This window comes from Alterinioella sp. B-7 (genome assembly GCF_056857775.1).
On sequence record NZ_JBSXNT010000024.1, the window covers coordinates 1 to 15598 of the forward strand.

15 protein-coding genes are annotated in these 15598 nt (G+C 63.8%); all 15 read right to left on the reverse strand.

The features are described from left to right. Positions 1-144: 144 nt before the first annotated feature. Positions 145-462, reverse strand: a complete 318-nt coding sequence (locus AC13C7_RS04735) for an SH3 domain-containing protein (RefSeq protein ID WP_482866754.1) — start codon at positions 460-462, stop codon at positions 145-147. 10 nt (positions 463-472) lie between these two features. Beyond that, positions 473-1861: a dihydrolipoyl dehydrogenase gene (gene lpdA / locus AC13C7_RS04740; RefSeq protein ID WP_172319536.1), complete on the reverse strand. Its 1389-nt coding sequence runs from the start codon at positions 1859-1861 to the stop codon at positions 473-475. A gap of 159 nt (positions 1862-2020) precedes the next feature. After that, complete coding sequence (locus AC13C7_RS04745) at positions 2021-2410, reverse strand: MAPEG family protein (RefSeq protein WP_482866755.1); 390 nt, start codon at positions 2408-2410, stop codon at positions 2021-2023. Then, entirely contained in the window at positions 2407-3408 is a 1002-nt protein-coding gene (locus tag AC13C7_RS04750; protein ID WP_482866756.1) for a glycosyltransferase family 2 protein, read from the reverse strand. The genes AC13C7_RS04745 and AC13C7_RS04750 overlap by 4 nt, the downstream gene beginning before the upstream one ends. Further along, entirely contained in the window at positions 3408-4415 is a 1008-nt protein-coding gene (locus AC13C7_RS04755) for a glycosyltransferase family 2 protein (RefSeq protein WP_482866757.1), read from the reverse strand. The genes AC13C7_RS04750 and AC13C7_RS04755 overlap by 1 nt, the downstream gene beginning before the upstream one ends. Before the next feature lie 193 nt (positions 4416-4608). Next, positions 4609-6138, reverse strand: a complete 1530-nt coding sequence (gene odhB, locus AC13C7_RS04760; RefSeq protein WP_482866758.1) for a 2-oxoglutarate dehydrogenase complex dihydrolipoyllysine-residue succinyltransferase — start codon at positions 6136-6138, stop codon at positions 4609-4611. Positions 6139-6141: 3 nt separating this feature from the next. After that, positions 6142-9108, reverse strand: coding sequence for a 2-oxoglutarate dehydrogenase E1 component (locus tag AC13C7_RS04765; protein WP_172319541.1), 2967 nt, complete (start codon positions 9106-9108; stop codon positions 6142-6144). Between the two features lie 41 nt (positions 9109-9149). Next, positions 9150-9779: a hypothetical protein gene (locus AC13C7_RS04770; RefSeq protein WP_482866759.1), complete on the reverse strand. Its 630-nt coding sequence runs from the start codon at positions 9777-9779 to the stop codon at positions 9150-9152. A gap of 41 nt (positions 9780-9820) precedes the next feature. After that, a complete protein-coding gene (locus AC13C7_RS04775) occupies positions 9821-10129 on the reverse strand; it encodes a hypothetical protein (protein WP_482866760.1) in 309 nt (102 codons plus the stop codon). Between the two features lie 106 nt (positions 10130-10235). Then, positions 10236-10802 (reverse strand): hypothetical protein, encoded by a 567-nt coding sequence (locus AC13C7_RS04780; RefSeq protein WP_482866761.1) that lies wholly within the window; start codon positions 10800-10802, stop codon positions 10236-10238. Between the two features lie 88 nt (positions 10803-10890). Beyond that, complete coding sequence (sucD, locus tag AC13C7_RS04785; protein ID WP_482866762.1) at positions 10891-11772, reverse strand: succinate--CoA ligase subunit alpha; 882 nt, start codon at positions 11770-11772, stop codon at positions 10891-10893. A 25-nt stretch (positions 11773-11797) separates the two neighbouring features. Continuing rightward, positions 11798-12346 (reverse strand): hypothetical protein, encoded by a 549-nt coding sequence (locus tag AC13C7_RS04790; protein ID WP_172319544.1) that lies wholly within the window; start codon positions 12344-12346, stop codon positions 11798-11800. 34 nt (positions 12347-12380) lie between these two features. After that, positions 12381-12581 carry a hypothetical protein gene (locus AC13C7_RS04795; RefSeq protein WP_172319545.1) on the reverse strand — a complete coding sequence of 67 codons (201 nt, stop codon included), beginning with the start codon at positions 12579-12581 and terminating at the stop codon, positions 12381-12383. A 548-nt stretch (positions 12582-13129) separates the two neighbouring features. Beyond that, positions 13130-14323 carry an ADP-forming succinate--CoA ligase subunit beta gene (gene sucC, locus AC13C7_RS04800; protein WP_482866763.1) on the reverse strand — a complete coding sequence of 398 codons (1194 nt, stop codon included), beginning with the start codon at positions 14321-14323 and terminating at the stop codon, positions 13130-13132. 298 nt (positions 14324-14621) lie between these two features. Beyond that, entirely contained in the window at positions 14622-15584 is a 963-nt protein-coding gene (gene mdh / locus AC13C7_RS04805) for a malate dehydrogenase (protein WP_446122168.1), read from the reverse strand. Between the last annotated feature and the right edge of the window lie 14 nt (positions 15585-15598).

Here is a 15598-nt window from a genome sequence, read left to right on the forward strand (position 1 = left end):
GTGCAGGACAAACCAATGCGGGCGGGGCTCAAGCCCGGAGACGATGTCTTTGAAAGCTCAAAGCATCTGGATATTTACGAGCTCCCGCCCGCAACCATCATCGCATAATCCAAACGGACTGGATATTTGCGGAACAAAGAAAGGTCAGGTCGGGGCAAGGTGCGAGGCGGGGAGCCAGCCTTCGTTGCCCGCGTGATCACGGCACCAGTGCCAGCCGGCGCGGGTCTTGAGGCTGGTGACGGTCATGCCGGGATGCACCGTCAGTTCCGCCGTGTCGAAATCTGACGCGACGCGGCCCCCCTCCAGCAGGCTGGCCGGGATCCAGCCGCCGAGGCCGCTGGCATTCGTGACCCATTGCCAGCCGGGATAGTCGTCGTCCATCCGTCCGGGCGTGACGCTGTCGCCCGCGCGGACGACAAGCGCCGACACGTAGGTCGCGCGCCAGGCGGAGATGACGCGCATGCTGCGCGGTTCAGGCGTGGATGGCGCCATCGCCGCACGCGAGCGCGGCTTCCCGCACGGCCTCCGAATAGGTGGGGTGGGCGTGGCAGGTCAGCGCCAGGTCCTGCGCGCTGGCCCCGAATTCCATCGCGACGCAGACCTCGTGGATCAGATCGCCCGCCGAGGGGCCGATGATATGCGCGCCGAGGATACGGTCGGTCTCCTTGTCGGCCAGGATCTTGACGAAGCCTTCGCCCTGGAACACGGCCTTGGCCCGGCCATTGCCCATGAAGGAGAACTTGCCCACCTTGTAGGCGCGGCCTTCGTCCTTCAGCGCCTCCTCGGTCTTGCCGACGGTCGCGACCTCGGGCGTGGTGTAGATGACGCCCGGAATGACGCCGTAATTCACATGGCCATGCTTGCCCGCAAGTACTTCGGCCACCGCCATGCCCTCATCCTCGGCCTTGTGGGCCAGCATCGGGCCGGGGATGGCGTCGCCGATGGCGTAGATGCCCTTGACGCTGGTGGCCCAGGTATCGTCGGTCTTGATCTGGCCACGGTCGGTCATCTCGACGCCGAGCTTGTCGAGGCCGAGGCCGTCGACGTAAGGTTTGCGCCCCGTCGCGACCAGCACGACATCGGCGTCGATCTGGTGCTCGCTCTCCTTCTTGCGCAGGGTGTAGTTCACCTTGGCCTTGGTCTTGAGCGCCTCGACGCTGGAGACCGCCGCGCCCATGACGAAATTCATCCCCTGTTTCTTGAGGATGCGCTGGAAGGTCTTGGCGACCTCGCCGTCCATGCCCGGTGTGATGGCGTCGAGATATTCGATCACCGTGACCTCGGCCCCGAGGCGGGCATAGACCGAGCCAAGCTCCAGCCCGATCACACCCGCGCCGATCACCACCATCTTCCTGGGCGTCTTGGACAGGCTCAGCGCGCCCTCGGAGGTGACCACGACCTTTTCATCGACCTCGACACCGGGGAGCGATGAGGGCTCCGACCCCGAGGCGATGATGATGTTCCTGGCCTCATGCGTGTCGTCGCCGACCTTGACCTTGCCCGCCTCGGGGATCGAGCCCCAGCCCTTCAGCCAGTCGATCTTGTTCTTCTTGAACAGGAATTCGATGCCCTTGGTGTTCTGGCCGATCACCTCGTCCTTGTATTCCAGCATCGCGGGCCAGTCGACCGACGGCGATTTGCCCTTGAGGCCCATCTTGGCGAAGTTGTGCTCGGCCTCGTGCAGCATGTGGCTGGCATGCAGGAGCGCCTTGGAGGGGATGCAGCCGATATTGAGGCAGGTGCCGCCGAGCGTTTCGCGCCCCTCGACCACCGCCGTTTTCAGACCCAGCTGCGCGCAGCGGATGGCGCAGACATAGCCGCCGGGGCCGGAACCGATGATGATCACGTCATAGCTTGCCATGTCAGGGTCTCCTTGTCAGAGGCACGGGGCCGATTTCCCCAAGGTTTGGGCCGTTCGCGACGCGAGGTCAACCGGAATTGGAAAGCGGTGCCAAAATCGGGGCGGTTTTTCGCGCGCGTTTCTCCGCGTGCCGAATTGTGTGATCACAAATGGGCGGGCTCAGACCAAGGCGGCGCAGAGCATCACGATAGTGGCCAGGAATCCCAGCCCCCAGATCGCCGAACGCCACATGCCGACGGCGATCACATAGGCCGGGACATAGAGGATGCGCGCGACCAGGTAGACCCAGGCGCTGGTGACGGTCACGGCGCTGGACTGGTTCGAGACGGTGATGACCATGACGGCGATGGAGAACAGGATCAGCCCCTCGAAATGGTTGTCCTGCGCGCGTTTCAGCCGCCCGGCCAGCCCGTGCAATTCCAGCGGCTGGTCGCGCGGGCCGGTCGTCTTGGCGGGGCCAAGCTGGATGTTCGCGGGCACGGCCATGATGACGAATTGCACCACTTGCAGCAGCGCGGCCAAGGTCAGGGCGGTCAGTTCCTGGGTCATTCGGCGGCCTGTGGCAGATCGGCGGGGTCGGTTGTCCACTCGGCGATCTTCTCGGGGGTCAGGATGCGATCGCGGCGCTCATGGAACCAGTGCAGCGCGGCCTGTTCGAGATGGTAGAGGATCATGTCGTCGCGCAGCTCCTCAAGCTCCTCCTTCAACGCGGGCAGGATGCGCAGGATCGACGCATCCTCGATATCGTTGCGGTTGCAGCGGGTGTAGAAGATCGAGTCCATGAAATACTTGCCCAGGCCTAGCGTATTCGCCGCGCCCCTGTCGTTCTTCATCAGGAAGGTATCGTCCGAGCGCACCGCGTAATGGTTGATCTGGGCGTTGTCCCAGGTCAGTTCCGCCCGGTCCATCTTGCGGTGGCGTTCATGGGCCGGTTTGAACATCGAATCCGTGGTGATGGCATTGCCACGCGTGTTGTGGTTGCGCACCTTCGGATGGGTCGGGTTCTTGGGCATGTGGATCGAGATCGTGTTGAACTTGCGCGCCTTGAACAGGGCCTTGTGCAGGCAGGAATTCCAGGCCGGTTCAGCGCGGGCGCGGGTGAAATTCTCGGTCACCAGCCCGCCGGGCCAGGTCTTGTGGCCATTGTTGCCGAAGAGGCGCCAGGCGATGGCCACCGCCTCGGTCGGCGGCATCAGGTCCAGCAGGTCATCGACATGGCCGTCGCCGCAGGTGACATTGAGAAATTCGTCGCTGTCGACATGCAGGCACCATTCGGCCAGCACGAGATCATCGACCTCCTCGCGCGCGATGCGCAAGGATTCCATCTGCGGCCGTCCCGCCCCGCGCCAGTCATTGCGCAGGTGGCGGACATAACCCATCTGCTCCAGCCGATCCAGCATCAGGTCGGTGCCGTCGGTGCAATTGTTGGTGACGACGACGGCCCTTTCGAACCCGATCACGCGGTAATAGGCGATCCATTCCAGCAGGAACATGCCCTCGTTGCGCATGCAGCTGAGCACGACCTTTGACCCGTGGCGGCTTTCCATCAGGCGGCCTTCGCGGGGGTGTCTGCGCCCTCGACCGGCAGGGTCCATGCGGCGATACGCTCGGGCGTCAGCACGCGGTCGCGGCGGTTGTCCCACCAGATCTGCGCGGCCTGTTCCAGCGTCGCCAGCAGGGGATCGGCGCGCATCTCACCCATCCTTTCGCTGACCTCGGGCATGTGCCGCAGGATCGAGCTGTCGGAGCGGCGATTGGTGTTGTAGCGGCGGTGGAAGGTGGAGTTGAGGTAGCGTTTCGTGCCGCCCTGGTTGGCCCCGTCGCCACGGTCGTTCTTGAGCAGGAACAGATCCTCGGACTTGATCGTGTAATGGTTCAGGCAGGCCCCCTCCCAGGTCAGCTTGGCCCGGTCCATGCCGCGATGGCGTTCATGCGCGGCGGTATAGAGCGCGGCGGCGTCGATCTCCTCGCCCATGGCGTTGCATTGGCGCGCGTCGGGGCGGAGCGGGTGTTTCGGCATATGGACATGGATGCCCTGGAACTTGCGCGGCTGGAGCAGGGCCTTGTGGAAGGCATTGTTCCAGAACGGTTTCTTGTCGCAGCGGATGAAGTTTTCCAGCACCGTGCCGCCGGGCCAGATCTTGTGACCGCTATCGCCGAAGGGCCGCCAGGCGATGGCACAGGCGTCGAAGTCTTGCGCGACCTCGATCAGGTCGTCGATGCCGTGCTGCCCGTGAAAGATGTTGAGAAACTCGTCGCTGTCGACATGCAGAAGCCAGTCGGCCTCACCCACGATGGGCAATTCCTCCTTCGCCTTGCGCAGCCCGAAAATCTGCGGGCTTTCCGCGCCATAGGCATTGTTGCGCAGATGGGTGACGAGGCCCATTTCCTGCATCCGGTCCAGCATCAGGTCGGTGCCATCGGTGCAGTCATTGGTGATGACGACGAGGTTGTCGAAGCCGAGCGCGCCGTAGAAGGCGACCCATTCCAGCAGAAAGAGCCCCTCGTTGCGCATGCAGGACAGGACGGTTCGGGTGCCAAAGCGACTGCTCATCGCGTGCCTCACTCGGTGACTGCTCGGATCCGCGCTCTCGAGGGCGCTTTGGCGACAGTATGAAGGAGAGGTCAAAATTTGGCAAATGAAAGCGCCCGGTCCTGTGACGGGCCGGGCGCGTGGGCGGGGAAAATCTTCCCGAAGATTTTTCAGGGCGGAGGAATTTTGGGCAAAATTCTTCCGCTTGGACCGCTTACAAATCCATCAGCAACCGACGCGGATCCTCCAGCGCCTCTTTCACGCGCACCAGGAACGTCACTGCCCCCTTGCCGTCGACGATCCTGTGATCGTAGCTGAGCGCCAGGTACATCATCGGGCGGATCACGATCTCGCCGTCCACGACCATCGCGCGGTCCTGGATCTTGTGCATCCCCAGGATCCCCGATTGCGGCGGGTTCAGGATGGGCGAGGACATCAGCGAGCCATAGACACCGCCATTCGAGATGGTGAAGGTGCCGCCCTGCATCTCGGCCATGGACAGCTTGCCATCCCGCGCGCGGCGGCCCTTTTCGCCGATCGCCTTCTCGATCTCGGCAAAGCTCATCCGGTCGGCGTTGCGGATGACCGGTACGACAAGGCCCTGCGGCGTGCCGGCGGCCACGCCCATATGCACGAAGTTCTTGTAGACGATTTCATTGCCGTCGATCTCGGCATTGACCTCGGGCACCTCTTTCAGCGCGTGACAGCAGGCCTTGGTGAAGAAGGACATGAAGCCCATGCGCACGCCGTGCTTCTTCTCGAATGCCTCCTTGTAGGTGTTGCGGAGCGCCATCACCTCGGTCATGTCCACCTCATTGTAGGTGGTCAGGATCGCGGCGGTGTTCTGGGCGTCCTTCAGGCGCTTGGCGATGGTCTGGCGCAGGCGGGTCATCTTGACGCGTTCGATGCGGTCGGCATCTTCGGCGGCATCGGGCGCACGCGGGGCTTGGGCGGGGCTTTCCGTCTTGGCGGGGGCGGAGCCTGCGGCGGCCTTCACCACATCCTCTTTCATCACCCGGCCATCGCGGCCCGAGCCCTTGACGCTGGCCGCGTCGATGCCCTTTTCGGCCATGATCTTCTTGGCGGCGGGGGCGTCTTCCACGTCCTTGCCGCTGCTGGCCTGGGCCTTTTCTTCCGACGCGTCGGGGCGGGGGCCGGGTTCGACCGTGCCATCCGCGCTGCCCGAGATCACCGCGAGCTTGGCCTTGGCATCGACCGTGGTGCCCTCGGGGGCGACGATTTCCGTCAACACGCCGCCGCAGGGCGCGGGCACCTCGACCGAGACCTTGTCGGTCTCCAACTCGCACAGCATCTCGTCCTGGCTGACGGCATCGCCGACCTGCTTGAACCAGGTGGCCACCGTCGCTTCGGTGACACTTTCGCCCAATGTCGGCACCATCACATCGGTGGAGCCGTTGCCTCCCTTCGCGGGGGTCTCATCGGCATCCGGTTTCGCCTTGGGCTTCTCCTCGGCATCGTCTTTGGACCCGCCGTCAGAGGCCCCGTCACCGGCATCCAGCGTCGCCAGCAGCGCGTCGACGCCGACGGTCTCGCCTTCCTCGGCCACGATCTCGGCCAGCGTTCCGGCGGCGGGCGAGGGCACTTCGACCGTCACCTTGTCGGTCTCCAGCTCGCAGAGCATTTCGTCTACGGCGACAGAGTCACCCGGTTTCTTGAACCAGGTTGCGATGGTCGCCTCGGTGACACTTTCGCCCAGGGTGGGCACGCGGACTTCTACGGACATGGATTACTTCCCTTCGATCGTGAGCGCATCGTTGACGAGTGCGGCTTGCTGTTCTTTGTGCATGGAGGCGAGGCCGGTCGCGGGCGACGCGGCGGCGTGACGCCCGGCATAGCGCGGGCGCGTGTGATCGGCGCCGATCCGGCTCAATACCCATTCGATATTGGGTTCGACAAAGCTCCACGGGCCCTGGTTCTTGGGCTCTTCCTGGCACCAGACCATCTCGGCGCCCTTGAAGCGCTCCAACTCCTTGACCAGGGCCAGCGCCGGGAACGGGTAGAATTGCTCCAGCCGCAGCAGGTAGACATCCGTGATCCCGCGCTTGTCGCGTTCTTCCAGCAGGTCGTAATAGACCTTGCCCGAGCACATGACGACGCGCTTGATCTGGTCATCCGCCACCAGTTCGGTGTCGGAATGGCCCTTCTGGGCGTCATCCCACAGCACCCGGTGAAAGCTGGACCCGGTGGTGAAATCGTCGGCATCGCTGATCGCCAGCTTGTGACGCAGCAGCGATTTCGGCGTCATCAGGACCAGCGGCTTGCGGAAATCGCGGTGGATCTGGCGGCGCAGGATGTGGAAGTAGTTGGCGGGCGTCGTGCAGTTGGCGACGATCCAGTTATCTTCGGCGCACATCTGCAACCAGCGCTCCAGCCGGGCCGAGGAGTGTTCCGGCCCCTGGCCCTCATAGCCATGCGGCAGCAGCATCACGAGGCCCGACATGCGCAGCCATTTGCGTTCGCCCGAGGAAATGAACTGGTCGAACATGATCTGCGCGCCATTGGCGAAATCGCCGAACTGCGCCTCCCAGGCGACCAGCGCGTTGGGTTCGGCTAGACTGTAGCCGTATTCGAACCCGAGCACGGCATATTCCGACAGCATCGAGTCGATGACCTCGTATTGCGCCTGCCCCTCGCGGATGTTGTTGAGCGGGTAGTAGCGGTCCTCGGTCTCCTGGCTGACCAGCGCGGAATGACGCTGGCTGAAGGTGCCGCGGCTGCTGTCCTGACCCGACAGGCGCACCGGGTAGCCCTCGGTCAGGAGGCTGCCGAAGGCAAGCGCCTCGGCGGTGGCCCAGTCAAAGCCCTTGCCGCTGTCGAACATCTCCTTCTTGGCGTCCAGAAGCCGCCCGACCGTCTTGTGCAGGGCGAAGCCGTCCGGGGCTGTGACCAGCGCCTTTCCGACCTCCTCGAAGGTCTCGGGCTTGATCGCGGTCTGGCCGCGCTCATATTCCTCGCCCTCGCGGTCCAGGTGGCTCCAGCGCCCGTCCAGCCAGTCGGCCTTGTTGGGCTTGTAGCTTTTTCCGGCCTCGAACTCATCGTTCAGATGGCTCTGGAAGGCGGCCTTCATATCCTCGATCTCGCCCTCGGGGATCAGCCCGTCATTCACCAGCCGGTCGGTGTAGATCTGAAGGGTGGTCTTCTGCTTCTTGATCTTCTTGTACATGATCGGGTTGGTGAACATGGGCTCATCGCCCTCGTTATGACCGAACCGGCGGTAGCAGAAGATGTCCAGCACCACGTCCTTGTGGAATTTCTGGCGGAACTCGGTGGCGACGCGGGCGGCGTGGACCACGGCCTCGGGGTCGTCGCCATTGACGTGGAAGATCGGCGCCTCGACCATCAGCGCGATATCGGTGGGGTAGGGGCTGGACCGGCTGAAATGCGGCGCGGTGGTAAAGCCGATCTGGTTGTTGACGACGATATGCATCGTGCCGCCGGTGCGGTGGCCGCGCAGACCGGACAGGCCGAAGCCCTCGGCCACCACGCCTTGCCCCGCAAAGGCCGCGTCGCCATGCAGCAAGATGCCCAGAACCGCGGTCCGGTCCGAGTCGTTCTGCTGATCCTGCTTGGCGCGCACCTTGCCCAGGACGACGGGGTTCACCGCCTCAAGGTGGCTGGGGTTCGCGGTCAGGCTGAGATGAACCGAATTGCCGTCGAAACTGCGGTCCGAGGACGCGCCGAGGTGATATTTCACATCGCCCGAGCCATCCACGTCCTCGGGCTTGAAGCTGCCGCCCTGAAACTCGTTGAAGATCGCGCGGTAGGGTTTGGCCATCACGTTGGCCAGCACCGAAAGACGCCCCCGATGCGGCATCCCGATGACGATGTCCTTGACGCCCAGGGCGCCGCCGCGCTTGATGATCTGCTCCATCGCCGGGATCAGTGCCTCGCCGCCATCGAGGCCGAAGCGCTTGGTGCCCATGTATTTCACATGCAGGAATTTCTCGAAGCCCTCGGCCTCGACCAGCTTGTTCAGGATCGCCTTGCGCCCCTCGCGGGTGAATTTGATCTCCTTGTCGAAACCTTCGATCCGCTCCTTCAGCCAGCCGGCCTCCTCGGGGTTTGAGATGTGCATGTATTGCAGCGCGAAGGTGCCGCAATAGGTCCGCTTCACGATCTCCAGGATCTGCCGCATCGAGGCGACATCGAGGCCAAGCACCTGGTCGATGAAGATGGGCCGGTCCATGTCGGAATCGACAAAGCCGTAGCTCGCCGGGTCAAGCTCGGGATGCGGTGTGTGGGCGCGCATGCCAAGCGGGTCCAGATCGGCCACCAGATGCCCCCGGATGCGGTAGGCCCGGATCAGCATCAGCGCGCGCAAGCTGTCCAGAACCGCGCGGCGCACCGCCTCGTCCGAGACCGAAACGCCCTTTTCGGACGCCTTGTCGGCGATCTTCTTGGCCGCCGCCTTTGCCTCGGCGGACGCCGTGTCGGGCCATTCCCCGGTCAGGGCATGGGTCAGGTCGTCTCCTGGCATCGGCGGCCAGTCGGCGCGCGCCCAGGACGGGCCCGCGGCCTCGGCCTTGACCTGCGCCTCGCCATCGCCGAGCGATTTGAAGAACTCCACCCAGGCCTGGTCCACGGCGGCGGGATCGCGCGCGTATTGGGCGTAGAGCTGCTCCAGATATTCGGCATTGTGGCCCTGCATGAAGCTGGAGGCCTGGAAGGCGTCGTTGGGGGATTGGTCGGTCATGGGCTCTTACCTCGTTCGAGGATGGGGAATGGAAATGTCGGTCATGTCGGCGGCGCAAACCGCCAGGTGAGCATCAGGGCCTCGCGCCCGGCAAGCATGGCGGTGAAAACGGGCGTGCCGTCCAGCCGCAGCGCATCCAGCCGGGCGGGCACGTCCTGCCCAGCAACCGCGATGTCCTCGGTCGCCATGCTCACGCCGATGCCGTCGCGGCTCATCGCGTCTTCGGCCAGCATCTCAGTGGCTTGCGGCAGGTCGGGGGCGGCGAAGACGCAGGACAGCCTCAGGCTGTCGCCCATGGGCGGGCCAAGCTGGATCGAGGCCGAAACCCCGTCGCGGAAGAAGACGCCTGTGCCGTATTGATAGGCCCGCGCGCCGCGTTCCGCCGCCGATTCCGCGAACCGGGTCGCGTCCTCGAGGCTTTCGAAGGGGGCGGGCAGGATCTGCATCGCCTGCACCGGCTGGTAGACGACCGCCACGGCGGCACGCCAGGCCTCGCTATCGGTCTCAAGCTGGGTCCAGCCCTCGGACTCCATCGCGGCGATGTAGCCGGACAGGTCGGCATGGGCGGTCAGGCAGGGCGTGTGCAGGGGGGCGTCCTGGGCGATCGCCGCGCCGGGGATCAGCGCCATGAGACCGCCAAGCACCCACCCCACGATCCGCCCCGCCCGCATGGGGCAAGCGGTCCGGTCGGCGTCGGTTGGGGAAATGGGCATCATTGGCATCGGACCATCCATGTCTCGCGATTGATCCCGAGGGCGGAGAGATCGGAGCTGACCGGCGAGACCTGGGCCGCGCCGCCGCACCACTCCCGGGCCGCGCCACGGACGTTCGGAATGATCCCCTGCACCGCATCGATCTCCACCAGGATCGCGCCGGGCACGGGTTGCCCGACGATACGGCTATCGGCGAGGGGGAAGGGCGCGGCGGTATTCACCGGCGCGGACGGCGCCTGAGGCTCACTTGCGGCGCATCCCGACAGGGTCGCGATGGCGATGACGCAGATGATGGGTCTGATGGGCATGTCCTTCCTCATCTTGTGCGGTGGCTGACAGACCGTCGCGACCGCCGCCTGTCAGGCGTCGCTGCGGGCTTCGTGACTGGGGATGCTGATGGACGTTCGAAGGCTGTCATTCGGAACCCTCCGAATATGCAATGTGAACGGTTGAAGGAGAAATAGTCGATAATATCTGAGAAACCCGGTCCTCGGGGAGGTCGGATGCCATGAGCAAGGGCTCAAGCGCCGCGAGATCGAAACGAGCGGCTGCGACTTGATGGCCACCTGGAAGCGATCCCATGGTCTGCCCCAAAACGCCCGAAATCTGTTGCGTCGTTTGTTCGAAGCCTATCCGCTCCAGCAACGCCAACAACTGGTCCGGGCCTGTGAGAACGCAATAGGGCGTGCCTTCCGAGATGCCCAGAACGGCTATCCGGTAGCCATCCAATTCCATCCCGACCTGATCCGGGCCAAGTGCGGAATTCCCCAACACCGATGCTGCCATGAAACCGGCATTGGTGAATGTATAGGCAAGGTCGGCTGCATTGAAGTTGAAGGCGACAACAGCATTGTAGAGCGCAATTGCGGTTGCGTCTTCCGACGGCTGCCAGCCGCTGTCATCCAGCACTTCACGCGCCGCGTCCGGACTGTCCGGCGGCGACAGGCAAAGGTTAAAAGCAGCCGTGAGACTGTCATCCATCGACTGCGCAGATGCAGCGGGCCCGATCAGGGCGACAAGTATCGCTCCAACCGACAACATCATGGATGTTCGCAGACCCGCCATCACCTCACCCAATCGCCTCCAGCACCGCCTCGCCGAGCGTCGCGGGGCTGTCGGCCACCACGATCCCGGCGGCGCGCATGGCTTCGATCTTGTCGTCGGCCCCGCCCTTGCCACCGGCGACGATGGCACCGGCATGGCCCATGCGGCGGCCCGGAGGGGCGGTGCGGCCCGCGATGAAACCGGCGGTCGGCTTCCAGCGGCCTCTTTTCTTCTCGTCGGCCAGGAACTGCGCCGCGTCTTCCTCGGCATTGCCGCCGATCTCGCCGATCATGATGATCGACTGGGTCTCGTCATCGGCCAGGAACATCTCCAGCACGTCGATATGCTCGGTCCCCTTGATCGGGTCGCCGCCGATACCCACGGCGGTGGACTGGCCGAGGCCGATATCGGAGGTCTGTTTCACCGCCTCATAGGTCAGCGTGCCCGAGCGGGAAACGACACCGACCGAGCCACGCTTGTGGATATGGCCCGGCATGATGCCGATCTTGCAGGCGTCGGGCGTGATGATGCCGGGGCAGTTGGGGCCGACCAGACGCGACTTGGAGCCCTCCAGCGCGCGCTTGACCCGCATCATGTCCAGCACCGGGATGCCTTCGGTGATGCAGCAAATGAGCTCCATCTCGGCGTCGATGGCCTCAAGGATGCTGTCGGCGGCAAAGGGTGGCGGCACATAGATGACACTGGCATTCGCCCCGGTTGTCGCGCGCGCCTCATGCACCGAGTTGAAAACCGGCAGGTCCAGATGCGTCTGCCCGCCCTTGCCGGGGGTCACGCCGCCGACCATCTTGGTGCCATAGGCGATCGCCTGCTCGGAATGGAAGGTGCCCTGGCTGCCGGTGAAGCCCTGGCAGATAACCTTGGTGTTTTCGTCGACGAGTACGGCCATGTTGCCTGTCCCTCTTTTTCTGGTTCTAGTCGGCGGGCGGCGGCAGCCGCTCCACGTTGATGAATGTTTCCTGGCCGTCCGACCCGTCCCGCGTGCCCACATGCACAACGGCCCGGATGCCGCGGGCGTTCAGCAGGCGGGCTTGGATGAAATGTGTGCCGTCATGGGCTTCGAAGCCGTCTGGCAACTCGGTGACGGTGCCGAAGACAGGCGGGCCTTGCATGGCGCTCCGCAAGGTCTCGGTCGCGTCCTCGACATGGTCGCCGGGAAAGGACACCTCGCAGCGCCGATTGGTGCCGGGCGTCGGATCATCCGGCGTGTCGCCAAGCGTGGTGTCGTAGAAGCTGGTCCCGAAGGGCAGGCCCGAGCCGCCCGCGTTGGCCACATGCGCCCGCATCCGCGCCTCCATCACCGCCGCCGTCTGGCCCGGATTGGTGCAGATCGCGGCGAAGGCCGATTGCGCCAGCGCGGCGGTATCAGGGGCCTCGTCGGCCACGGCCTGCCCTGCCGCAAACGCGACGGCCCCCGCGATGCAGAGGCCCTGCAAGAGCCGCCAATGGGGAAGGGAAGTCATGGGCTCAGATGCTCCTGGTCTCCAGCCGGGGTGGTCAGTAGTGGCGGGTGGCGGTGACGGCCTGCCCGTTCAGGATCACGCCGGGATGGCCCGGATCATCCAGCACCCGCTCCATCCCGTCGGTCGAGATCGGCGGAAAGAACGAATGGCCGTTGTTGCGCACCAGTTCCCGCGAGCAGCCCGCCAGGCCGAGCACGAGGACAGAGGCAATCGCGAGTTTCATGATGGCAGTCATGGTCGTCTCCTTTTGGTTTTCGTTCTGATTGTCTCTAAATTCCTGAATCTACAACGAGGGGTGCCAACTCAAAGCGAATCCAGTCGTAGGAGAATTTGGACGGTCTGACAGCCAGATTTCCCCCGGAGTATTCGGCAAGCTCCAACGGTGAAGGCCATCCTCAACGACAGCTGTAGTTAGACGATCGTCCAACCAGGTAGAGCGCGAAATGGATGACAACACTGAACTAAATTCACCATATTGTGAGGAAAGTGTGCAACCTTCGGTCCCAGGGCCTTGATCATACGCAAGCATTAAGACTCCGTTTCGGTAAACCCTCCGATCAGCTGCCGAAATTAAGTGCTCAAATCCGACTGCGAGGACGGTTTGGGACTCGCCGCCTGACCGCCAAGTCGATTGGAGACACAGTAGTTCGAATACTTGGCCAGCAACGTCACCGACGCTTATGGTGGGCTCGCTAGTCTGTGCGTAGGTCAGCGTCGGAAAAGAACCGCTGATGACCTGAAGAACTGCTGCGAAAGACAATATGGACAGGCTTCGCAAATCCCTTACCCCTTCACTGCTTTCACGATCTTCTGCGCGCCGTCTTTCAAATCGTCGGCGGCAATGACGTTGAGGCCCGAGGAATTGATGATCTCCTTGCCCTTTTCGACATTGGTCCCTTCCAGGCGCACCACCAGCGGCACCTGAAGGCCCACTTCCTTGACCGCCGAGACCACGCCCTCGGCGATGATGTCGCAGCGCATGATGCCGCCGAAGATATTGACCAGGATGCCCTTCACGTTCGGATCGGAGGTGATGATCTTGAACGCCTCGGTCACCTTCTCGGCGGTGGCGCCGCCGCCCACATCGAGGAAATTCGCAGGCTCGGCCCCGTAGAGCTTGATGATGTCCATCGTCGCCATGGCAAGCCCTGCACCATTCACCATGCAGCCGATCTCGCCATCCAGCGCGATATAGTTCAGGTCGTATTTCGAGGCCGCCAGTTCCTTGGGGTCTTCCTCGGTCTCGTCGCGCAGGGCCGCGATGTCGTCATGGCGGTAGATCGCGTTGCCGTCGAACCCGACCTTGGCGTCCAGCACCTTGAGGTCTCCATTATCCGTCACGATCAGCGGGTTGATCTCCAGCATCTCCATGTCCTTCTCGGTGAAGGCCTTGTAGAGGATGCCCATCAGTTGCACGCATTGCTTGACCTGCTGGCCCTGGAGGCCGAGGGCAAAGGCCACGCGGCGGCCATGGAACGGCTGGTAGCCGGATGCAGGGTCAACGCTGAAGGACAGGATCTTGTCGGGCGTCTCGGCGGCGACCTCCTCGATATCCATGCCGCCTTCCGTCGAACAGACGAAGGAGATCCGGCTGATCTGCCGGTCGACCAGCAGCGCCAGGTACATCTCGGTCTCGATGCCCGAGCCATCCTCGATATAGATGCGGTTGACCTGCTTGCCCGAAGGGCCGGTCTGATGCGTCACCAGGGTGCGGCCGAGCATCTTCTTGGTGTGCTCGGCGGCCTCTTCGACCGACTTGGCCAGGCGCACGCCGCCCTGCTCGCCGGCATCGGCCTCCCTGAAGCTGCCCTTGCCGCGCCCGCCGGCGTGAATCTGCGCCTTCACGACCCAGAGCGGGCCGTCCAGCTCGCTTGCGGCTGTCTTGGCGTTTTCGGCTTTCTGAACCACGCGGCCATCGCTGACCGGGGCACCGTATTGGCGAAGCAGAGCCTTCGCCTGGTATTCATGAATGTTCATGAAACTGTCCCGTGTTGCTTTCGGTTGGGGCAGTCTAAACATGACCGGATGTTGAAAAGAAACAGCAATCCAGTTGCTTTTCAGGGATTCGCGGGGAAATCCGACATTTGTGATCACACGAATTGGGCCTGTGATCACATAAGTTCAAACCCGTGCCAATTCCGGTCTTCGCACGGCGAATCGACCCCGAATCGCGGGGTCGACCGACAGCATGCTGTCCCAGGCGGGCCGGGGTGACAAACGGAAAAGGGCCGGAGGCGATGCCCCCGGCCCCTGCGATACCCGCGCGGGATGTGCCTTACTTCAGGCTCTCGTCGATGCCCTTGCAGGCCTCGATCAGGCCCTTGACGGCCTCGACCGATTTGGTGAACCCGGCCTGTTCTTCCTTCGACAGGTTGATCTCGACGATGCGCTCGATCCCGTCCTTGCCGATCACGGTGGGCACGCCGACATACATGCCGTCGAGGCCGAATTCACCGTCACACCAGGCCGCACAGGGCAGCACGCGCTTCTGGTCTTTCAGATAGGCTTCGGCCATTTCGATGGCGCTGGTGGCGGGCGCGTAGAAGGCCGATCCGGTCTTCAGCAGGCCGACGATCTCGGCGCCGCCGTCACGCGTGCGCTGCACGATGGCGTCCAGTTTCTCCTGCGTGGTCCAGCCCATCTTGACGAGGTCGGGCAGGGGGATGCCGCCGACGGTGGAATAGCGCACCGAGGGCACCATCGTGTCGCCATGCCCGCCAAGCACGAAGGCGCTGACATCGCGCATCGAGACGCCGAATTCCTCGGCCAGGAAATGCCGGAAACGCCCCGAGTCGAGCACGCCCGCCATGCCGACGACCTTCTTGTGCGGCAGGCCGGAAAACTCGCGCAGCGCCCAGACCATTGCGTCCAGCGGATTGGTGATGCAGATGACAAACGCGTCGGGCGCGTTGGCGGCAATGCCCTCGCCGACGGATTTCATGACTTTCAGGTTGATGCCAAGCAGGTCGTCGCGGCTCATGCCGGGCTTGCGCGGCACACCGGCGGTGACGATGACCACATCGGCGCCCGCTATGTCGGCGTAATCGGTGGTGCCTTTCATATCGGCATCGAACCCGGCGGCGGGGCCGGCCTCGGCGATGTCCAGGGCCTTGCCCTGGGGGATGCCATCCGCAATGTCGAACAGGACGACATCGCCCAGTTCCTTGAGTGCTACCAGATGGGCAAGCGTGCCGCCGATCTGTCCTGCGCCGATAAGGGCGATCTTGGGTCTGGCCATGAGAGACGTTCTCC